Origin of the sequence: Pandoraea pnomenusa (genome assembly GCF_040391475.1) — a bacterium.
GTDB classification, from domain to species: Bacteria; Pseudomonadota; Gammaproteobacteria; order Burkholderiales; family Burkholderiaceae; genus Pandoraea; species Pandoraea pnomenusa_C.
Map to the genome: position 1 here is coordinate 294980 of NZ_JBEBXS010000001.1, position 21386 is coordinate 316365.

Here is a 21386-nt window from a genome sequence, read left to right on the forward strand (position 1 = left end):
TCATTCGTTAGGAAAAACAGCATGGCATTGAAACTCGCCCGCACGGCTCTGGCGCTCGGCGCCGCCGTGTCGCTGACCGCCGTCTCCCTTCCCACCCTCGCCCAGAACGTTGCCGTTGTGAACGGCACGCCGGTCCCCGTGTCGCGCGCCGACGCCATGGTCCGTGAAATGGTCCGCCAGGGTCAGCCGAACTCACCGCAGTTGCAACAGCAAGTGCGCGAAGAACTGGTCAAGCGCGAAGTCCTCGCGCAGGCAGCCGTCAGCAAGGGTCTGGCCTCGCAACCGGACGTCAAGGCACAACTCAAGCTCGCCGAGCAAGGCGTGCTCATTCGCGCCCTGATCACCGACTTCCAGAAGACCTCGCCGGTGACCGACGCCGAAGTGCAAGCCCGCTACGACCAGTTGAAGAAGCAGTTCGGCGAGAAGGAATACCACGCACGCCACATTCTGGTGCCGAGCGAAGACGTCGCCAAGGACATCATCGCGAAGCTCAAGGCCGGCGCGAAGTTCTCCGACCTCGCCAAGCAATTCTCGAAGGACCCGGGTTCGGCCCAGAACGGCGGTGATCTCGACTGGTCGCCGGCCAATGCCTACGTGCCGGAGTTTGCCGACGCGCTGCAGAAGCTGCAGAAGGGCCAGTTCTCGCAAACGCCGGTCAAGACGCAGTTCGGCTACCACGTGATCGCACTGGACGACGTGCGCGACGCACAGATCCCGCCGCTGTCCGACGTCAAGCCGCAGCTCGTGCAGCAGATGCAGGAAGAAAAGCTGCAAGCCTTCATCGAAGGCCTCGAGAAAAAGGCCAAGATTCAGTAATCGCCATCGCGGCATTACCGAACCGGAAGGAACCGCCGACAGGCGCAGTGCCGTTCAGTGACACCACTGAACGGCATTTTTCGTTTACGCGCGACGGTTGTCGCATAAAAAAACCGCCTGCCCCATCGAATGAGGCAAGCGGCTTCTTTCACCACTTCATTCGCCAATCGGCGTGCTACCGATGACGGGCACGTGTCCCGTCGTCGGCCGTCAGCGCACCATCAGCGCACCATCAGCGCACCATCAGGCGACCCAGCGACGCGCGTTGCGGAACATGCGCATCCACGGGCTGTCTTCGCCCCACTGCGTCGGCGCCCAGCTCATCTGCACCGTGCGGAACACGCGCTCCGGGTGCGGCATCATGACCGTGAAGCGGCCGTCGGCCGTCGTCACCGACGTCAGGCCGCGCGGCGAACCGTTCGGGTTGTACGGATACTGCTCGGTCGGCTGACCGCGATGGTCGACGAAGCGCATCGCCGCAATCGCCTGATCGATGTTGCCCTGCTGACCGAAGTTCGCGAAGCCTTCGCCGTGCGCAATGACGATCGGCAGGTGCGAGCCCGCCATGTCCTTGAAGAACAGCGACGGCGATTCCAGCACTTCCACCTGCGTCAGACGCGCTTCGTACTTCGATTGGTTGTACGTGAACTTCGGCCATGCCGCCGCGCCCGGAATCAGATTCGACAGGTTGCTCATCATCTGGCAGCCGTTGCACACGCCCAGGGCGAACGTATCGGCACGATTGAAGAAGCCTGCGAACTGCTCGGCCAGCGACGGGTTGAACAGGATCGTCTTGGCCCAACCTTCGCCGGCGCCCAGCGTGTCGCCGTACGAGAAACCGCCGCAGGCGATGAAGCCCTTGAACGCTTCCAGCGAATGACGGCCCGCCAGCAGATCGCTCATGTGAACGTCGTAAGCGTCGAAACCGGCCTTGTCCAGCACATACGCCATCTCGAGGTGCGAGTTCACGCCCTGCTCGCGCAGGACAGCCACCTTCGGACGGACGCCCGTCGCAATGAACGGTGCCGCGATGTCTTCGTTGGCGTCGAACGTCAGCTTCGGCGAAAGGCCCGGATCGCTGGTGTCGTTGAGCACGTCGTATTCGGCGTCGGCTGCGGCCGGGTTGTCGCGCAGGCGCGCGATACGCCAGCTCACTTCCGACCACACGCGGTGCAGCTCGGCACGCGGTGCGCCAAACACCTTCTTGGCGTCGCGGTAGATTTCGATAACGTCGGTCGTGTTCGGCTTGCCGATCACGTGGGTGCACGACGACAGGCCAGCTTCACGCAGAGCTTGCAGCACCGCGTCGCGCTCCGACGCACGCACCTGAATCACGCCGCCCAGCTCTTCCGAGAAGAGCGCACGCAGCGTCTTGTCTTCGCGTCGGCCGACCGTCTGCTTGGCCCAGTCCTTCGCGTCGCCGTAATCGGATTCGAAGCCCTCGTCGAGCGTGAGCATGTCGACGTTAAGCGACACACCGACGTGCCCGGCGAACGCCATTTCCGACACCGTGGCGAACAGACCGCCGTCCGAGCGGTCGTGATACGCGAGCAGCTTGCCGTCGCGGTTGAGTTTCTGGATAGCGTCGAAGAAACGCTGGAGGTCGGCGGGATCATCGAGATCCGGTGCCACATCGCCGATCTGCTGCGTAACCTGCGCGAGGATACTGCCGCCCAGACGGTTCTTGTTGTGACCCAGATCGATCGCGATCAGCACCGTCTCGCCGGCTTCTGCCACCGAACGCAATTGCGGGGTGAGATGACCGCGAACGTCCTCGATCGGCGCGAAAGCCGACACGATCAGCGAGACCGGCGCCACCACGTCCTTGTTGCGGCCCGCGTCTTCCCACTTGGTGCGCATCGACAGCGAATCCTTGCCCACCGGGATCGACAGGCCCAGTGCCGGGCACAGCTCCATGCCCACCGCCTTGACCGTGTCGAACAGCGCGGCGTCTTCGCCTTCGGTGCCGCACGCGGCCATCCAGTTGGCCGACAGCTTGATCTGATCGAGCGACGCGATCGGCGCCGCCGCAATGTTCGTGATGGCTTCACCCACGGCCATGCGACCCGATGCCGGTGCGTCGATCACGGCCAGCGGCGTGCGCTCGCCCATCGTCATGGCTTCGCCGCGATAGCCCGCGAAGTCCATCAGCGAAATCGCGCAGTCGGCCACCGGCACTTGCCACGGACCGACCATCTGGTCGCGCGCGGTCAGGCCGCCCACGGTACGGTCGCCAATGGTGATGAGGAACGACTTGCTGGCCACCGTCGGGTGACGCAGCACGGCACGCGCCACGTCGTCGAGCGACAGACCGGTAACGTCCACCGGCGGCAGCTCGGTCTTCACGCGCGTCACGTCGCGGTGCATGCGCGGCGGCTTGCCGAGCAGCACTTCCATCGGCATGTCGACCGGGTCCGGCGACTCCGGATGCATCGGATCGACAAGCTTCAACTGGCGCTCGTCGGTGGCAATACCGACCACCGCCACCGGGCAACGCTCACGCTGGCAAACGGCCTGGAATGCCGGGAAGCTGTCCGGTGCGATGGCGAGCACGTAGCGCTCCTGCGCTTCGTTGCTCCAGATTTCCGCAGGCGACATGCCCGACTCTTCGAGCTGCACCTGACGCAGATCGAAACGCGCGCCCTTGCCTGCGCCGTCGACCAGTTCGGGGAACGCGTTCGAGATACCACCCGCGCCCACGTCGTGAATCGACAGGATCGGGTTGGCCTCGCCCTGGCGCCAGCACCAGTTGATGACTTCCTGCGCACGACGCTCGATTTCCGGGTTGCCACGTTGCACGGAGTCGAAATCCAGTTCGGCCGTGTTCGTGCCCGTTGCCATCGAGCTGGCGGCACCGCCGCCCATGCCGATGCGCATGCCCGGGCCGCCCAGCTGGATCAGCAGCGTGCCGGCCGGCAGGTCGTGCTTGTGCGTGTGTTGTGCGGCGATGTTGCCCATGCCGCCGGCGATCATGATCGGCTTGTGATAGCCGCGCACACGACCGCCCACGTTTTGTTCGTAGGTACGGAAGTAGCCGCCGAGGTTCGGGCGGCCGAATTCGTTATTGAACGCCGCGCCGCCGAGCGGGCCGTCGATCATGATCTGCAACGGCGAGGCGATGCGGTCCGGACGACCGTAGTCGCTCCCCGTGTCGTCGGGCTTGCGCAGCGACGGCGGCACCGCCACGTCGCGGTCGTTTTCCCACGACTCACGGGCTTCCGGCAGCGCCAGGTTCGAGACGGTGAAGCCGGTCAGACCCGACTTCGGCGTGGAGCCACGGCCCGTCGCGCCTTCGTCGCGGATCTCGCCCCCCGCACCGGTCGACGCCCCCGGGAACGGCGAGATCGCCGTCGGGTGGTTGTGCGTCTCGACCTTCATCAACGTGTGGGTCAGCTCATTGCTACGGTCATACTTGCCATCGGCACCGCGCGGATACCAGCGCTCGACCTCCGCGCCTTCCATCACCGATGCGTTGTCCGAATACGCAACCACCGTACCCTGCGGGTGCAGTTGGTGCGTGTTCTTGATCATCTGGAACAGCGACTTGTCCTGTGCCTGGCCGTCGATCGTCCACTCGGCGTTGAAGATCTTGTGACGGCAGTGTTCGCTGTTGGCCTGCGCGAACATCATCAGTTCGACGTCGGTCGGATTGCGCTTCAGGCTGGTGAAGGCGTCGACCAGATAGTCGATTTCGTCCTCGGCCAGTGCCAGGCCGAGTTCGCGGTTGGCGGTTTCGAGTGCGCTGCGGCCCGCGCCGATCACGTCGATCGTTTGCAGCGGCTTGGCCGGGAGCTCGACGAACAGGGCTTCGGCGTCCTTGCGCGTGGCCACCACCGTCTCCGTCATGCGATCGTGCAGTACCGCGGCCACCCGAGCGAGCACGTCGGCGGACAACGACTTCTTGCCGCCGAGCAGGCCCGACTTCACGCCAACGGTGTATTCGACGGCGCGCTCGATACGGCGCACGTGATCGATACCGCAGTTGCGGGCGATGTCGGTCGCCTTGCTCGCCCACGGCGAAATCGTGCCCAGACGCGGGATCACCAGCAGTTGGTCGCCCACCGGCTCTTCACGCACCGGTTCACCATAGGTGAGCAAACCGGCGACACGGGCCACGTCTTCGCTGGAGAGCGGCTCGACGCTGGCCACGAGGTGCACGTAGCGCGCATCGATACGCACGATCGAGCTGTCGATGGCTTGCAGGGTCTGCAGAAGACGTTGCTGGCGGAATTCGGAGAGCGCCAAGGCGCCGGCGAAGCAGGCAATGTGATTCATGGAAGGACGGAAGGCGAGGCGTTCAAAACGCGGGGGAACGACAAACCGGGATTATACCCTGCTTACCCCGGGTTATACCCGAGTGCGCGACACGCATTCTGGCGGCGTCCCGCCCTTTGGGAGCCGCTCTCTGGTAACCTATGCGCCCCGTACCGAAGTCAAAATCGGAACACGGGCCGCGCAACCCGTCACCGGGCGCCCGGCCCGGCATAGAACGACACTAACAAGCGAACGAACGGGCGTTCGCCACACACCAGACGGTTGGGAATGAAGGTCATCGTTATCGGCGGCGGGGTTATCGGCACGTGTACCGCCTACTATCTGGCCGCCGCGGGGCATACGGTCACGCTCGTCGAACGCAACAGCACGGTTGCGCAGGAGAGCAGCTTCGGCAATGCGGGCGTCATCGCGCCAGGCTACGTCACGCCGTGGGCCGCGCCCGGCATGCCGCGCAAGCTGCTCGGCTACATGTTCAGTTCGGCCAGCCCTCTCATCTTCCGACCCGGCTTGTCGGCAGGCACCTGGCGCTGGGCCTCGCGCTGGTTGCGCGAGTGCAAGCTCGAGCGTTACCGCGCCAACCGGGAGCGCATGCAGCGGCTCGCGTTCTACAGCCAGCGCTGCCTGCACGATCTGCGTGAAGTGCATGTCTTCGAATACGAACACACGCAGGGCTACCTGCAACTGTTCCGTACCGAGCGCGAAATCAAGATGAACGAGCCTGCGCGCGCGATGCTCACCGAGAACGAGGTGCCGCACCGCCTGCTCACGGCCGAGGAATGCCGCAAGCTCGAACCCGCGATTTCGACCGACGCCCAACTCGCGGGCGGCCTGCACCTGCCTCGCGACGAGACCGGCAACTGCCCGTTGTTCACCAAGCGTCTCGCCCAGATCGCCCGCGACATGGGCGTGACGCTCGCCACCGAAACTACCGTGCTGTCGGTGCGCCCGAACGTCGGCCGCGCCGGCGTCACCGTGGAGACCGCCAGCACCGGCGAAGTGGCGCAGCAAACGACGCTCGAGGCCGATGCCGTCGTGATCGCCGCCGGCGTGTCCAGCACCGCCCTGCTCCGCCCGTTGGGCATTGACCTGCCGCTCTGGCCGATCAAGGGGTATTCGATCACGGTGCCGGTCAAGACCGAACTGTTCAGCCCGCGCATCGCCGTCATGGACGAGTCGTACAAGACCGCCATCACGCCGCAGGGCAACCGTCTGCGCATTGCCGGGACGGCCGAACTGGGCGACACCGAGCTGGTCTTGCGCGAGCGCGCCATCGCCACGCTCTACAAGGTCGCCACCGACTGGTTCCCCGGCGCGGGCAAGTACCGCGAAGCGCGCGCGTGGGTCGGCGCGCGTCCGATGTTGCCCGACGGCCCGCCGCTGCTCGGCGCCACGCACCTGCCCGGCATTTTCCTGAACGTCGGCCATGGCTCGACTGGCTGGGCGATGGCGTGCGGCTCCGGCCGCGTGCTCGCCGACGTCATCTCGGGTCAGACACCCGAAATCGACCTGAACGGGCTGACGCTCGCGCGTTACGACCGATAAGCGGACGCCCGCAGCCCCGGTTATCCGGTAACCCGGCCACACGGCTGGATAACCTGGCACAAGGATCGGGGATCGCACGGGCAGGCACCACCAGGCATTGGCGGCATAATCGGCACTGAGGCACGCGACTTGCGCCAGGCCCGGGCGCGCCCGACGGCGCAACCCCGGTGGCAGGACGTGAGCAAACACCTGCCATCGCGCGCCGAACCCTACCGCCCCAGCCTCCGGGAGCTTGCCCTGTCATGTCCGATTCCCTGCACGCCGACGCATCCGCCCCCTTGGCAGCACCGGCCAGCCCCAGCCTGCTGGCGCGTCCCGCTGGCGCCGCCGCGCCTGCGCAAACGTCGATCCAGAGCGCCGACGCGCGCCAGTCTCTCGACCTTTACCTGCCCGGCACATTGCGCGACGTCGAACGCTCGGCGGCCGCGAAACTCCCCCCTCACACCCTGATGGCGCGCGCCGGTGCGGCTGTCGCCCATTGGCTGTACGGACACCTGCCGGCGCTCGCGAGTGCGGGCAGACAGCCCGTGCTGTTGCTGGCGGGCCCCGGCAATAACGGCGGCGATGCCTACGTCGCGGCCCGGGAATTGCATCGCCACGGGGTGCTCGTCGACGTCTGGCAATTCGCCCCGCCTTCGGCCGAGGACGCACGGTGGGCACATCGGCAGGCACTCGATGCCGGCGTGCCGGTTCGCCCCGCGCCCGGCACGTGGCCACAGCCGTCGACCTACGCCTGGATCGTCGACGGGTTGTTCGGCATCGGCTTGTCGCGGCCGCTCGACGGTGCCGCCGCCGCGCTTGTCGAGAACATCAACGTCGCCCATGCACAGGGCACCCCCGTGCTCGCCATCGACATCCCGAGCGGCCTCGCGGCGCAGACGGGCGTCGCGAAAGGTCCCGTAATTCAGGCAGACGTGACCCTCGCCATGCTGGGCGCGTGTCCCGGGCTGTTCACCGGCGCCGGACGCGACGTGACGACAGAGGTACTGATTGCCTCGCTGGGCGCCGAAGCGGCACTGGCCAACGCGCGCGACGCCGATACCGCGATCGCCATTGCTACCAACGCGCCCGCTGCGTTTCTGGCTCACCTGCCGCGGCGTCATCACGTCTCCCACAAAGGGAGCTACGGCGCGTTGGCCGTACTAGGCGGACAGGCAGGGATGGTCGGTGCCCCGTTGCTCTCGGCGCGCACCGGGCTGATGCTGGGCGCAGGACGCGTCTACGTGGGCTTCGTCGCCCACGACGCGCCCGCGTGGGATCCAGTGCACCCCGAGCTGATGTTGCGGGCGGCGGAAGACCTCGACCTCTCGGCCATGCAGGCGGTGGCGATGGGGCCGGGACTCGGCACGTCGGCGGCGTCTGCCGCCTGTCTGTCTCGTGCACTCGCCCTGGAGCATACGCCGCTCGTGATCGACGCCGACGCCCTCAATCTGCTGGCCGCCGAACCGTCGCTGGCGGAACGCGTACGGCGGCGCGCCGGGTCGACCGTCTTGACGCCGCATCCGCTGGAGGCGGCGCGTCTGGCGGGTTGTGACGTCTCACGCATTCAGTCGGATCGCCTCGCATCCGCGCGTGCGCTTGCGCAGCATTTCGGGGCGACCGTCGTGCTCAAAGGCTCCGGCACCGTCGTGGACGACGGCACGCATGCCTGGATCAACACGACGGGGAATGCCGGGCTGGCGACCGCAGGCACGGGCGACGTACTCACCGGCGCCATCGGCGCCCTGCTGGCGCAAGGCATGCCCGCGACACAGGCCGCGCTGGCCGCCGTCTGGCTGCACGGACGTGCCGCCGAGCGCTGCGTGGCGAGCGGCGCGGGACCTGCCGGCCTCACTGCCTCTGAACTTTTGCCCGCGATGCGCGCCGAACTGGCTGACCGGCTCGACGATTCGACGCGTGCGACGTGCGTCGTCCAGCCACTTCGTGGGATACCGCGCCCGGCGCGCTGACGGCTGCCGACTTGCCGGCGATCCGGGATTTGGCGCACGTAGCGCGTGGCCCGTGCGGCCCGTCGCGTCATTTCGGGCCGAATGTGCGGCGACTCCCGTTATACTTCGCTTTATCGAATTGTCCCTATCGCACATGCCGTACAAGTCATCCGTTCGTCTGGATCAACTCCCCGCCTGGCGCACTCTGCTCGAGCACCGCGACGAGATCGCCGCGCAGCACATGCGCGACTGGTTTGCAGGCGCCGGGGCCCATGCACGCGTCGAACAATTCTCACTGCGTGCGGCCGGCCTGTATCTCGATTATTCGAAGAACCGCATTACCGAAAAGACGCGCACACTGCTCACGCATCTGGCACGCGAATGCCATCTGCCGGCCAAGCGCGACGCCATGTGGGCAGGCGAACACGTCAACGTGACGGAGAACCGCGCGGCGTTACACGTGGCATTGCGTGCGCCGAAGTCGATGGCCTTTCGCGACACCACGGGCGATGTGAGCCGCGGCGTGTGCGAAACGCTCTCGCGCATGCAGGCGTTCAGCGAGCGCGTGCGTGGCGGCGAATGGCTTGGTGCGACGGGCAAGCGCATCAGGCATTTGATCAACGTGGGCATCGGCGGCTCCGATCTCGGGCCGCGCATGGTGTGCGACGCCCTCGCCGCGTACGGACGCGAGGACCTGTCGGCGCACTTCATCGCCAACATCGATCCGACCGAACTGGCACGCACGCTGCCCGCGCTCGATCCCGAAAGCACCCTCGTCGTGGTGTGCTCGAAGACGTTCACCACGCTCGAGACCATGACGAATGCCCGCACGATTCGCGCCTGGTTCCTGCAAAACGGCATTCCCGAAAACGCGCTCGACAAGCACTTCGTGGCCGTGTCGACGAACACGGACGAAGCCGTTCGTTTCGGTATCCGCAAGGAAAATGTGTTCGAGTTCGGTGAGTGGGTCGGCGGGCGCTATTCGCTGTGGTCGTCGGTCGGACTTATCATCATGCTGTATCTCGGCGCACAGCATTTCGAATCGCTGCTTGCCGGGGCACATGCGATGGACGAGCATTTTCGCCACGCGCCGCTCGAAGCCAACATGCCCGTGCTGCTCGGAATGCTCGGCATCTGGTACCGGAATTTCTTCGACGCGCAAACGCTCTCCATCGCTCCCTACACCGACGCACTGCAAAAGCTGCCGCCCTACCTCCAGCAACTGGACATGGAAAGCAACGGCAAGTCGGTGCAGATCGACGGCGCGCCTGTCGCATGGCAAACCGCACCGATCATCTGGGGCGAGCCGGGCACCAACGGTCAGCACGCCTACTTCCAGATGCTGCATCAGGGCACGACACTGGTACCGGTGGACTTCATTGCCGTCCTGACACCGCAGTACGACGGTCCCGCCTATCTCGACCATCACACCAAGCTGCTCGCCAACTGCTTCGCGCAAAGCGAAGCCCTGTTGCAAGGCGGCTCGATGGCCACCGCAGAACAGGCCGGCGGACCGCTTGCCGCCCAGCGACGCTTCGACGGCAACCGGCCGAGCAACACGCTGGTCATCGACGCGCTAACGCCCGAACGGCTGGGTGCATTGATCGCCCTCTATGAGCACAAGATCTTCGTGCAGGCCGCGATCTGGAACATCAACCCGTTCGATCAGTGGGGCGTGGAGCTCGGCAAGACGCTTTGCCGCGCCATCGAACCCGAACTCGTCGATCCGGACTCGATTCCCCCCGACGCACACGACGCGTCGACCGCGTCGCTGATTCGTCTCGCAGGCGAAGCACTCAAGGGCAAGCGATAAGCCCACGCGCGACATGACACCGTGCGCCGCCCGCCAACGGCGTGACGAGCGCATCGGTGAACGAATCGGTGAACGATACGAGCCGGTATCCCGACCGAGTTCGGCAGTCAGTCAGAGATCGGTGGAATTGGCCAGGCGCCCGCCTGCCAACTGTACGGTGGCGTCACAACGCTGAGCGATCGCCAGATCGTGCGTGACCAGCACCAACGTGGCGCCGCTTGCCTCGTTGAGCGAGAACATCAGGTCAATGACCCGCTCCCCTGTCGCGGTATCGAGACTTCCCGTCGGTTCGTCCGCAAACAGCACGGCCGGTTCCGTAACGAACGCGCGCGCCAGTGCAACGCGCTGCTGCTCGCCGCCCGAGAGCTGCTTCGGATAATGCGTAAGGCGCGACGCCAGCCCAACCTGCTCAAGCAACCTGACGGCACGATCGCGCACATCGCGTGTCTCACCCAGCAGTTCCAGAGGCAACATCACGTTCTCGAGTGCGGTCAGGTGCGCCATCAACTGGAAAGATTGAAAGACGAATCCGACCGCCCCCCGACGAAGGGCGGCCCGGCCCTCCTCGTCGAGGTCGCCGAGCGACTTGCCGAGCAGCGTGATGCTGCCGTCGGTCGCCGTATCGAGCCCGGCCATGAGGCCGAGCAGCGTCGACTTACCCGAGCCCGAGGCACCGACGATGGCCACACTCTGGCCTTTTGCGACGGAAAAATCGATATCCTGCAAAATGACGAGCTCACCGGTCGCGTCGCGCAACCGTTTGCCCAGACCCCGCACCTCAATTACGTTTTCGGAAAACGACATGGCAAGAAGAGAGTTCTTGAAATTGGCCGCCTCAGCCGTCGTCGGCTGGTGCATGCTGACAGGGACCGCAGCGAACGCCGCGAGTTCTGGCGCACCGACGATCCTCGTCGTCGGCGACAGCCTCTCGGCAGAGTATGGCATCGCGCGTGGCGCCGGCTGGGTCAATCTGATGCAGCAGACGATCACGCAAAACGGCTTCGATTATAACGTCGTCAACGCGAGTATCAGTGGTGACACGACGAGCGGCGGACGCGCCCGCCTGGCCCCGTTGCTCGAGCGCTATCGACCGGCCATCACAATCCTCGAACTCGGCGGCAACGACGCGCTGCGCGGCATTCCGCTCGATCTCACGCGCACGAATCTGCACGAGATGATTGCCGCTGCGCGCAAGGTCGGTAGCCGGGTGATCGTCGTGGGCATGCGTATTCCGCCCAACTACGGCCCCGACTACAGCGAGCAGTTCTTCACCATGTTCTCCACGATCGCCAAACAGGAGAAGACAGGGTATGTACCCTTCCTTCTGGCAGGCGTCGTGGAGCATCCCGACTGGTTCCAGCAGGACCAGATTCATCCGCTGGCCAAGGCGCACCCGCAAATTTTGCAAAACGTCTGGCCGACGGTGAAGCCGTTGCTCAAGCCGGCGTCGGGTAAATCTCCGTCGAAGGCGGCCGACTCGCGCGGCAATCCGAATTCGCCGAAGTCCGGCGCATAAAAAAACGCGGCCGACTGGCCGCGTTTTTTATCTCATCGGAACGTCGCCGTGTGGCGATCAGTTGCCCGACGTCTTCGTCACATCGTTGACGACCTTGACCTTCGAGCGCTCGCGCAGATCACCCATCCAGGCGTTCCACTCGGCCTGCGCGGCCAACTGATTCAACTGCTGCGCTTCGGCTGCGAGGCGCTGCGGGTCTTGCGTCGCGGGCTGCGTCACCTTGCTGATGCGATACACCGCGTAACCCTGGCCTTCGCCCAGCTCCACGCCCACATACGCAGGCAGCTTCGCCGTGTCGGCGCCAAAGATCGCCGTCAGTGCCACCGGTGCCAGCTTGCCCGGATTGTCACGCGAGACCATCTGTGCAGGACCAAACGCCGCATCGCCGCCCTTCTTGAGCGCTTCGAGCTTGGCGAGACCCACCTTCTTCGCTTCCTGCTCGGCCAGATCGGCCGTCGCCTTTTCCTTGACCTGTGCCGCGATCTGCGCGAGCGGCGGCGTGGCGGCCGGATGGTAGTTCACCACGCGGGCAGAGACCAGCACGCCCTGACCAACGTCCACCGCTTCCGTATTGCGCTTGTTCTTGAGCGACTCGTCCCCGAACACGGCCTTGAGCAGCTTCTCGTTGCCGAGCGGGCCCTGCGCCTGCGACGGGTCCGGCTTGCGTGTGACGGTTGCCGTCATCACCTTCAGGTTCAGCTTGTCGGCGACCGGCTGGAGGCTGTCCGGCTGCTCGTACACCGCATTGGTGAACTGATCGGCCAGCTTGGCGTAAGACTTTGCCGACTCCTGTTGACGATACTGATCGGCCAGTTGCGCCTTCACGTCCTCGAACGCCTTGGTCTGCGCCGGCTTGATGCCCGTGAGCTTGATGATGTGATAGCCGAAGTCGCTCTTCACCACGTCGCTGATGTCGCCTTCGGCCTTCAGCGCGAACGCCGCATCGGCGAACGGCTTGACCATCGCGTCACGCGCAAAGAAGCCCAGATCGCCACCGTTGGCCTTCGAGCCCGGGTCTTCGGAATTCTGGCTCGCGAGCTTGGCAAAGTCGTTCGGGTTCTGCTTGAGTTGCGCCAGCAGCGCCTCGGCCTTGGCCTTCGCCTTGGCGTGATCGGCAGGCGACGCATCGGCCGGCGAGGCAATCAGGATGTGCGACGCACGACGCTCTTCCTGCGTCGTGTATTGCTTCAGGTTGTCGTTGTACATCTTGCGCAGCACGTCGTCGCTCGGGGCGGTCTGCGCCGATGCCGGCATGGCCTTCGGGTCGAGCACCACGTACTGGATCTCGGCCGATTCCGGCGTCTGGAAGGCGGCCTTGTGTGCGTCGTAGTACGCCTGAATCTGCTCTTGGGTCGGCGTGACCTTGCCCGCGAAATCGGACACCGGGAACGTCAACGCCGAGACTTCGCGCTGCTGCGCGCGCAACTGTGCGAACTGGTCGAGCACCGTCTTCGGCAGCATGGCACTCGCCTGCACGCTCGACGGCAACTGGTTCGAAGCGAGTTCGAAACGGATCTGCGCCTCGAGACGTTGCGGGGTCAGATTCTGTGCAGACAGCAGTTGCTCGTAGGCGGCCTGATCGATCGAACCGTCCGGGCGACGCAGTTGTGCGATTGCCGGAATCGCCAGCAAGGCTTCACGCACTTGCGCGTCGGGCACCGACAGATTCTTCTTGAGGGTTTCCTGCGTGAGCAGCTTCTGCTGGATCAGGTTATCGAGCACGGCGCCGCGCATCTCGGGCGTGTTGATCTGGCTCGCATCGACGGCACCGCCGAACATCTGTTGCATGCGTTCGGTCTGCGCGCGAAGCACGTTGTCGTATTCCTGACGGCTCACCGTCTGATCGCCGACCTTGGCAATCGTGCCGGCATCCGAGGCATATTCCTGCCAGCCATGAACGCCGAACACCACGAACGACGGCACAATCAGCACCGTCAGGAAGATGAGGACCAGTCGTTGATGACGGCGGATGAAGTCGAACATACGAGATCGGAAAAGTCGTCTGGAAGCGTCTTAGGACGTCATATGGCAAAAAAGGCGAACCGAAGTTCGCCTTTTCACAATTTGGCGGAGCGGACGGGGCTCGAACCCGCGACCCCCGGCGTGACAGGCCGGTATTCTAACCAACTGAACTACCGCTCCCCAAGATCTGGAACTGGTGGGTGCTGAGGGGCTCGAACCCCCGACCTACGCCTTGTAAGGGCGCCGCTCTACCAACTGAGCTAAGCACCCGTTCCCGATTCTAGTTTTGTTCTTGCTACAGCATCCTGCCGAAGCAGGAAAGCTCGTTAGTTTAACGCATCTTTCAGATCTTTGCCAGGGCGAAATTTCGGCACCTTCGCGGCCTTGATCTTGATCGCGGCACCCGTGCGCGGATTGCGGCCCGTGCGCGCTGCGCGCTTGGCAACGTGGAACGTGCCGAAGCCCACCATCGTCACAGGATCACCCTTCTTCAGCGACTTCTTTACCGCACCTACCAATGCATCAAGTGCGCGTCCGGCAGCCGCTTTTGAAATGTCTGCCTCACTCGCGATATGCTCGATCAGATCCGTCTTATTCACTGTAACCCCCTTGCAAGGATAGTAGGCGATTTGAGCCGCGGAGACGCTCTTGGTGCGCCTTGACTTCGATCTGCGAGGTCCGCTGGCTTTGCCATTAGACAAGCCGGAAACCCTGATGTCAAGCCGTTTTGCAGCGTTCCGGCAGCATAGAAAGCACTCCTGAATCTGCACTTTCCCGCCGCTATTTTCGAGCACTTTGAGTGAATAAAAAAAGCCCGGGGAAAACCCCGAGCTTTTTGTGTCTTTTTTTGCCTGAAGGACGAAAGCGAAAAGATGCGCTCCCCTTCGCCGTCAGACAATCGAAGACAATCAGTGCTTGATCACGTCCTGCTTGCCACCTGCTTCGGTGTTCGGCGTGACGGGCGCCGCCTTGGCTTCCTCTTCCGGCAGCGGCACAGGTGCATGCTCCAGCGCCAGCTCAAGCACCTTGTCGATCCAGCGCACGGGCACGATCTCCAGCGCGTTCTTGACCGTATCGGGAATCTCGGCGAGATCCTTCACGTTCTCTTCCGGAATCAACACCAGCTTGATGCCACCACGGTGTGCCGCGAGCAACTTCTCCTTGAGACCGCCGATCGGCAGCACTTCGCCGCGCAGCGTGATCTCGCCGGTCATTGCCACATCCGCACGCACCGGAATGCCGGTGAGCACCGAGACCAGTGCCGTCGTCATCGCGATACCGGCAGACGGACCGTCCTTCGGCGTCGCACCTTCCGGCACGTGAATGTGGATGTCCTTCTTCTCGAACTGCTCGTCAGTCACACCCAGTCGGCGAGCACGCGAACGCACCACCGAGCGGGCCGCTTCGACCGACTCCTTCATCACGTCGCCGAGCGAGCCCGTGCGAATGATGTTGCCCTTGCCCGGCATCAGCGCGGCTTCGATGGTCAGCAGATCGCCGCCCACTTCCGTCCACGCGAGACCCGTGACCTGGCCGATCTGGTTTTCCTTCATCGCCAGACCGAAGTCGAACTTGCGCACGCCCAGGAAGTTGTCGAGATTGCTCGCATCGACCTTGATCGACGAGCCATCGACCTTCTTGAGCAACAACATCTTCACGACCTTGCGGCAGATCTTCGAGATCTCACGCTCGAGCGAACGCACACCGGCTTCGCGCGTGTAGTAGCGAATGATGTCGCGAATCGCGGCTTCCGTCAGATCGATCTCGCCTTCCTTCAGCCCGTTGTTCTTCTTCTGCTTCGGCAGCAGATAACGCTGGGCGATGTTCACCTTCTCGTCTTCCGTGTAGCCCGAGAGGCGAATCACTTCCATACGATCGAGCAACGGCGCCGGAATGTTCAGCGAGTTCGACGTCGCCACGAACATCACGTCCGACAGATCGAAGTCGACTTCGACGTAGTGGTCCGAGAACGTGTGGTTCTGTTCCGGATCGAGCACTTCGAGCAATGCCGAGCTAGGATCGCCGCGGAAATCCATGCCCATCTTGTCCACTTCGTCGAGCAGGAACAGCGGGTTACGCACGGCAACCTTCGACAGACTCTGCAGAATCTTGCCGGGCATCGACCCGATGTACGTTCGACGGTGGCCGCGAATCTCGGCCTCGTCACGCACGCCGCCGAGCGCCATGCGCACGAACTTGCGGTTCGTCGCACGTGCGATCGACTGGCCAAGCGAGGTCTTGCCCACACCGGGGGGCCCGACCAGGCACAGGATCGGCGCCTTGACCTTGTCCACGCGCTGTTGCACGGCAAGATACTCAAGGATACGTTCCTTGACCTTCTCGAGACCGAAGTGGTCTTCGTCGAGCACCTTCTCGGCGTTCGACAGGTCGTTGTTCACCTTGCTCTTCTTGCGCCACGGCAGACCGACCAACGTGTCGATGTAGTTACGCACGACGGTCGCTTCGGCCGACATCGGCGACATCAGCTTGAGCTTCTTGAGTTCGGCGTCGGCCTTTTTCTTGGCTTCCTTGGGCAGGTGCGCAGCCTTGATGCGCTTCTCGAGCTCCTCGAGATCGGCACCTTCTTCACCTTCGCCCAGTTCCTTCTGGATGGCCTTGACCTGTTCGTTCAGGTAGTACTCGCGCTGGCTCTTCTCCATCTGGCGCTTCACGCGGCCACGGATACGCTTTTCCACCTGAAGAATGTCGATCTCGCTCTCAAGCTGCGCGAGCAAATGCTCGAGGCGCTCGATGACCGGAAACATCTCCAGAATCTTCTGCTTCTGCTCGAGCTTGAGCGGCAGATGTGCAGCGATGGTGTCGGCCAGACGACCCGCTTCGTCGATACCCGACAGCGACGTCAGGATCTCGGGCGGAATCTTCTTGTTGAGCTTCACGTACTGATCGAACTGCGCGACGATCGCGCGGCGCAGCGCTTCGGACTCGGGCGAATTGCCGTCATCCGGTTCCAGCGGCATGACTTCCGACGTGAACTGCGTTTCTTCTTCGTCCACGCTCAGCGTGCGGGCGCGCTGAATCCCCTCGACGAGCACCTTGACGGTGCCATCGGGCAGTTTGAGCATTTGCAGGATGTTCGCCACGCAGCCGATCTCATAGAGATCCTTGGCCGTGGGTTCATCCTTGGCTGCCGCCTTCTGGGCGACGAGCATGATGTGCTTGCCGCCTTCCATGGCGGTTTCAAGCGCTTTGATCGATTTCGGACGCCCCACGAAAAGGGGAATCACCATGTGCGGAAACACGACCACGTCGCGCAAAGGCAACAGGGGCAGTTGAATCGCTTCGGGCGGGAGGATTTGGGTGCCTGACATCTCGTTCCCCATATTTAACGATACCGTTGTGTTCCAGCTAATTGAGGCCGCCGGCGAGAATTACAAGGGGCAGGATGAGCCCTTTCGCCGACAAGGTGCACCACTCGGGGTTTCATTGCCCGTGGCACTAGTATGAAGGAAAAAAAGCCGTCCATGTTTCCATGAACGGCTTCGGGTGGCACTGAGTTGACCGTTCAATTGGAGCCGGCAACCTTGGGCGACTCCTGGTAGATCAAGAGTGGTTTTCCGTCGCCGCTGATCGCGTTTTCGTCCAGAATCACCTTGGTCACACCCTTGAGCGACGGCAGCTCGTACATCACTTCGAGCAGCGCCTGTTCGATGATCGAACGCAGGCCGCGCGCGCCGGTCTTGCGCTTGATGGCCTTGCGAGCCACCGCATGCAGCGCTGCCGGACGAATCTCGAGTTCCACGCCTTCCATCGCGAACAGTCGCTGGTACTGCTTGACCAGCGCGTTCTTCGGCTCGATGAGGATGGTGACGAGTGCGTCTTCGTCAAGCTTACCCAACGTGGCAACCACCGGCAGACGACCGATCAGTTCCGGGATCAGACCAAACTTGATCAGGTCTTCCGGCTCGACGTCGCGCAGCAGTTCGCCTGCGTCGCGCTCTTCCCCGGTCTTCACCGTTGCACCGAAGCCGATACCCGTCTTCTCCGTGCGGTTCATGATGATCTTCTCGACACCATCGAACGCGCCGCCGCAGATGAACAGAATGTTCGTCGTATCGACCTGGATGAAATCCTGATTCGGATGCTTGCGTCCACCTTGCGGCGGCACCGACGCCATCGTGCCTTCGACGAGCTTGAGCAGCGCCTGCTGCACACCTTCGCCCGACACGTCACGGGTAATCGACGGATTGTCCGACTTGCGGCTGATCTTGTCGATTTCGTCAATGTAAACAATGCCCTTCTGCGCCTGCTCGATCTCGTAATTGCAGTTCTGCAGCAGCTTCTGGATGATGTTTTCGACGTCTTCACCCACATAACCGGCTTCGGTCAGCGTGGTGGCGTCGGCAATCACGAAGGGCACGTTGAGCAAACGCGCGAGCGTTTGCGCGAGCAGCGTCTTGCCCGACCCGGTCGGCCCGATCAGCAGGATGTTGCTTTTGGACAGTTCGACCTCGTCGCGCTTGTCGCCGAGGTGTTTCAATCGCTTGTAATGGTTGTAGACCGCCACCGCCAGAATCTTCTTGGCGCGGTCCTGACCGATCACGTATTGATCGAGACTCTCGCGGATTTCCTGTGGCGACGGCAGATCGGACTTGCCGCCACTGCCGCTCTCGTCTTCGGCCGCTGCGGCCTCGTCGCGGATGATCTCGTTGCACAGATCAATGCACTCGTCGCAGATGAACACGGACGGACCCGCGATGAGCTTCTTGACCTCGTGCTGACTCTTTCCGCAGAACGAGCAGTAGAGCAGCTTTTCGCCGTTGGAAGTGCTTTTTTTATCCACCATATCTGTGTCAGCCTGCTAGCAATTTGCGCCCCGGTCGTCCCCCGTCGGGGGCGGCAAACGCGGCATACGTGAATCCCATTGTAACGCCATGCCGCGCGAGCGTGTGGCCCACCCGCGACAGCAAGAAATTCCCTTTTACGACAAAGACTTGGCGCAAACTCCCGGCATTCCCGAACGAAAATACCCGGTGTCGCGCCAAATTCTCCGCCGTCAGTCGCGCCGTTTTCGGGACGCGATCAGGGACGCTTTTCCAGCACGCGATCGATCAACCCGTACTCAACGGCATCGGCCGCCGACTTGAAGTTGTCGCGATCGGTATCGCGCGCGATGACTTCGAGCGATTGACCGGTGTTCTCGGCCAGCAGACGGTTCAGGCGATCCTTGAGCAGCAGGATTTCACGCGCGTGGATTTCGATGTCCGACGCCTGACCACGGGCGCCGCCCAGCGGTTGGTGAATCATGATGCGCGCGTTCGGCAGCGCGAAGCGCTTGCCCTTCTCGCCCGCTGCCAGCAGGAAAGCGCCCATGCTTGCCGCCATGCCCAGGCACAGCGTCGAGACCGGCGGCTTGACGAACTTCATCGTGTCGTAAATCGCCAGGCCGGCCGAGACGGAACCGCCCGGCGAGTTGATGTACATCGAGATTTCCTTGTCCGGATTTTCGCTCTCGAGGAACAGCAATTGGGCGACGACGAGGTTGGCGCTCTGGTCGTTGACCTCGCCCACCAGGAAAATGATGCGCTCCTTGAGGAGTCGCGAATAGATGTCGTAAGCGCGCTCACCACGACCACTTTGCTCGACGACCATCGGGACGAGGCCGAGGCCTTGCGTGTCGAGGGCGGAGTTGTGCGTCTGGGAGGCGAGTTGGGCGAGCAATTCGGAACGGGTAATCATATCGGTTCGACCCTTCTATCGAGATGGTTTTGCGCGCCGCAGGGAGGAGGCCCGGGGGCCATTTGGAAAAGAACCGCCACGACCTTTCGGTCGCGGCGGTTCAGTCGGTCGTACGCGGTCGATTACGATTGCGTGTTGCCAGCCAGCTCTTCGAAGCTAACTTGCTTGTCGGTCACCTTGGCCTTGCCCAGGACGAACTCGACAACGTTGTTCTCGACGACGAAACCTTCCATTTCCGCCATGCGCTGCTGATCGCCATAGTACCAGCGGACGACTTCTTGCGGGTCTTCGTAGCTCTTCGCGAACTCTTCGACTTCCGCCTTGATCTGTTCCGGCTTGGCTTGCAGGTCGTTTTGCTTGACGAGTTCGGCGAGGATCAGGCCCAGCTTGACGCGACGTTCAGCCTGTTCCTTGAACATTTCGGCCGGGATCGGCACGTTGCCGGCGTTCGGCACACCGCGTTGCGCGAGGTCCTGACGCGCCATGGCGACCAGGCGCTCCTGATCCTGTTCGACCAGTGCGTTCGGCACGTCGAGTTCGGCAACCGAAATCAGGGCATTCATGACCTGATCCTTGAGGAGAGCCTGCGTGCGACGCTTCACTTCGCGCGACAGGTTTTCCTTGATGTCGGCGCGCATCTTTTCGATGCTGCCGTCGGCGATGCCGAGCGACTTGGCGAATTCGGTGTCGACTTCCGGCAGGTGCGCCCACTCGACCTTCTTGAGCGTGACGGTGAACGTGGCGGTCTTACCGGCCACTTCCTTGCCGTGGTACTCGTCCGGGAACTTGAGTTCGAATTCCTTCGACTCGCCGACCTTCAGGCCCAGCGTTGCCTTTTCGAATTCGGGCAGCATGCGGCCTTCGCCCAGCACGAACACGAAATCTTCGGCGCTGCCGCCGGCGAACACTTCGCCGTCGATCTTGCCGACGAAGTCGACCGTCACGCGATCGCCTTCCTTGGCTTCAACCGCGCCGCCGTCGCCATGCTCGCCGGCTTCGCCGCGCACGTGGTAGTGCACGCGCTGCTTGCGCAGGATATCGATGGTGCGATCGATCTCGGCTTCCGAGACGTCGGTCGTCGTGCGTGCCACTTCGGCAGCCGCCAGATCACCGATCTTGACTTCCGGGTAGACCTCGAACGTGGCGTCGAACGCGTATTCCGTGTCGGCCGCGTCGGCCTTCGGTGCGAAGCGCGGCTGACCGGCCACGCGCAGATCCTGCTCCTTCGTAACTTCGAAGAATTGCTGGCCGACCTTGTCGCTCACGACTTCGGCTTCGACCTGACCACCATATTGCTGGGTGACCATCTTCAGGGGCACCTTGCCCGGACGGAAGCCCGGCATGCGAACCGTCTTCGACAGCTTCTGAATGCGTGCTGCAACTTCCTTTTCCACTTCCTGCTTGGGCAGGGCGACGGTAAAGCGACGCTCGAGCTTGCCGAGGTTTTCAACAGCGATAGTCATAAGAGTATTCGTCCATCCAGAGGGTCGTTCTGTGTCACGGCGAGGGAAATGCCGCGAGCGGACCCAGTCAGTTAATCAACCTTGGGCCGGAACCGACGATGCGACGCCGGCTTCCCTCCGCCCCCAACGAATCGGGGTAGCGCCAAAACGGTTTTGCAAACAAAGCGGGACATTTTAGCAAACTATTGTCCCGCCACGAGACTTTCCAGCCCGAAATCGCCGAAATCGGGCCATTCCCGGACCTTCCCCCGGCTGGACGTCCTGCCCCTCGTCCTCACCATGCGGTCCGGCCGAAACCCAGTATTAGAGGGCGCCATCCACAAAAAGATCTTGGGAGACGCTCACGCAGCACCTAGGATTCAATCGAACGTTTG

The 21386-nt window shown here is 63.2% G+C and carries 13 protein-coding genes and 2 tRNA genes; 5 read left to right on the top strand and 10 right to left on the bottom strand.

Going from position 1 to position 21386, the window contains the following annotated elements:
- Positions 1–21 precede the first annotated feature (21 nt).
- A complete protein-coding gene (locus ABWO90_RS01225; protein WP_353189378.1) occupies positions 22–816 on the top strand; it encodes a peptidylprolyl isomerase in 795 nt (264 codons plus the stop codon).
- Between the two features lie 243 nt (positions 817–1059).
- Here the strand turns inward: ABWO90_RS01225 and purL are convergent, their stop codons facing one another.
- Complete coding sequence (gene purL / locus ABWO90_RS01230; protein WP_353189379.1) at positions 1060–5091, bottom strand: phosphoribosylformylglycinamidine synthase; 4032 nt, start codon at positions 5089–5091, stop codon at positions 1060–1062.
- Positions 5092–5358: 267 nt separating this feature from the next.
- Here purL and ABWO90_RS01235 point away from each other — a divergent pair, with 267 nt between their 5' ends.
- The 3 genes from ABWO90_RS01235 (at position 5359) to pgi (ending at position 10374) form a co-directional block, all read left to right on the top strand.
- Positions 5359–6633 (top strand): D-amino acid dehydrogenase, encoded by a 1275-nt coding sequence (locus tag ABWO90_RS01235; RefSeq protein WP_353189380.1) that lies wholly within the window; start codon positions 5359–5361, stop codon positions 6631–6633.
- A gap of 242 nt (positions 6634–6875) precedes the next feature.
- Positions 6876–8582, top strand: a complete 1707-nt coding sequence (locus ABWO90_RS01240; RefSeq protein WP_353189381.1) for an NAD(P)H-hydrate dehydratase — start codon at positions 6876–6878, stop codon at positions 8580–8582.
- Between the two features lie 133 nt (positions 8583–8715).
- Positions 8716–10374, top strand: a complete 1659-nt coding sequence (gene pgi, locus ABWO90_RS01245) for a glucose-6-phosphate isomerase (protein ID WP_353189382.1) — start codon at positions 8716–8718, stop codon at positions 10372–10374.
- Between the two features lie 111 nt (positions 10375–10485).
- Here pgi and ABWO90_RS01250 read toward each other — a convergent pair whose 3' ends face one another.
- Complete coding sequence (locus ABWO90_RS01250) at positions 10486–11178, bottom strand: ABC transporter ATP-binding protein (RefSeq protein WP_353189660.1); 693 nt, start codon at positions 11176–11178, stop codon at positions 10486–10488.
- A gap of 52 nt (positions 11179–11230) precedes the next feature.
- Between ABWO90_RS01250 and ABWO90_RS01255 the strand changes: the two genes are divergently transcribed.
- A complete protein-coding gene (locus ABWO90_RS01255; RefSeq protein ID WP_353189383.1) occupies positions 11231–11890 on the top strand; it encodes an arylesterase in 660 nt (219 codons plus the stop codon).
- 57 nt (positions 11891–11947) lie between these two features.
- Here the strand turns inward: ABWO90_RS01255 and ABWO90_RS01260 are convergent, their stop codons facing one another.
- The 8 genes from ABWO90_RS01260 to tig form a co-directional block, all read right to left on the bottom strand.
- On the bottom strand, positions 11948–13873 hold the full coding sequence (locus ABWO90_RS01260; RefSeq protein WP_353189384.1) for a SurA N-terminal domain-containing protein: 1926 nt from the start codon (positions 13871–13873) through the stop codon (positions 11948–11950).
- Between the two features lie 82 nt (positions 13874–13955).
- A tRNA-Asp gene (locus tag ABWO90_RS01265) sits at positions 13956–14032 on the bottom strand.
- Between the two features lie 14 nt (positions 14033–14046).
- Positions 14047–14122 (bottom strand) — tRNA-Val (locus tag ABWO90_RS01270).
- 56 nt (positions 14123–14178) lie between these two features.
- Positions 14179–14481 (bottom strand): HU family DNA-binding protein, encoded by a 303-nt coding sequence (locus tag ABWO90_RS01275; protein WP_353189661.1) that lies wholly within the window; start codon positions 14479–14481, stop codon positions 14179–14181.
- Between the two features lie 279 nt (positions 14482–14760).
- Positions 14761–17181: an endopeptidase La gene (lon, locus tag ABWO90_RS01280; protein WP_353189385.1), complete on the bottom strand. Its 2421-nt coding sequence runs from the start codon at positions 17179–17181 to the stop codon at positions 14761–14763.
- A gap of 194 nt (positions 17182–17375) precedes the next feature.
- The gene (clpX, locus tag ABWO90_RS01285; protein WP_353189386.1) at positions 17376–18656 is read right to left on the bottom strand and encodes an ATP-dependent Clp protease ATP-binding subunit ClpX; all 1281 of its coding nucleotides are present in this window, start codon (positions 18654–18656) and stop codon (positions 17376–17378) included.
- Between the two features lie 236 nt (positions 18657–18892).
- Positions 18893–19546, bottom strand: a complete 654-nt coding sequence (clpP, locus tag ABWO90_RS01290; RefSeq protein ID WP_353189662.1) for an ATP-dependent Clp endopeptidase proteolytic subunit ClpP — start codon at positions 19544–19546, stop codon at positions 18893–18895.
- A 125-nt stretch (positions 19547–19671) separates the two neighbouring features.
- Positions 19672–21012, bottom strand: a complete 1341-nt coding sequence (gene tig / locus ABWO90_RS01295) for a trigger factor (protein ID WP_353189387.1) — start codon at positions 21010–21012, stop codon at positions 19672–19674.
- Positions 21013–21386 lie beyond the last annotated feature (374 nt).

Bases quoted from the DNA above. Each gene is read 5' to 3' on its own strand.
- ABWO90_RS01225 (WP_353189378.1), top strand. From the start codon at position 22: ATGGCATTGAAACTCGCCCGCACGGCTCTGGCGCTCGGCGCCGCCGTG.
- purL (WP_353189379.1), bottom strand. From the start codon at position 5,091: ATGAATCACATTGCCTGCTTCGCCGGCGCCTTGGCGCTCTCCGAATTC.
- ABWO90_RS01235 (WP_353189380.1), top strand. From the start codon at position 5,359: ATGAAGGTCATCGTTATCGGCGGCGGGGTTATCGGCACGTGTACCGCC.
- ABWO90_RS01240 (WP_353189381.1), top strand. From the start codon at position 6,876: ATGTCCGATTCCCTGCACGCCGACGCATCCGCCCCCTTGGCAGCACCG.
- pgi (WP_353189382.1), top strand. From the start codon at position 8,716: ATGCCGTACAAGTCATCCGTTCGTCTGGATCAACTCCCCGCCTGGCGC.
- ABWO90_RS01250 (WP_353189660.1), bottom strand. From the start codon at position 11,178: ATGTCGTTTTCCGAAAACGTAATTGAGGTGCGGGGTCTGGGCAAACGG.
- ABWO90_RS01255 (WP_353189383.1), top strand. From the start codon at position 11,231: ATGCTGACAGGGACCGCAGCGAACGCCGCGAGTTCTGGCGCACCGACG.
- ABWO90_RS01260 (WP_353189384.1), bottom strand. From the start codon at position 13,873: ATGTTCGACTTCATCCGCCGTCATCAACGACTGGTCCTCATCTTCCTG.
- lon (WP_353189385.1), bottom strand. From the start codon at position 17,181: ATGTCAGGCACCCAAATCCTCCCGCCCGAAGCGATTCAACTGCCCCTG.
- clpX (WP_353189386.1), bottom strand. From the start codon at position 18,656: ATGGTGGATAAAAAAAGCACTTCCAACGGCGAAAAGCTGCTCTACTGC.
- tig (WP_353189387.1), bottom strand. From the start codon at position 21,012: ATGACTATCGCTGTTGAAAACCTCGGCAAGCTCGAGCGTCGCTTTACC.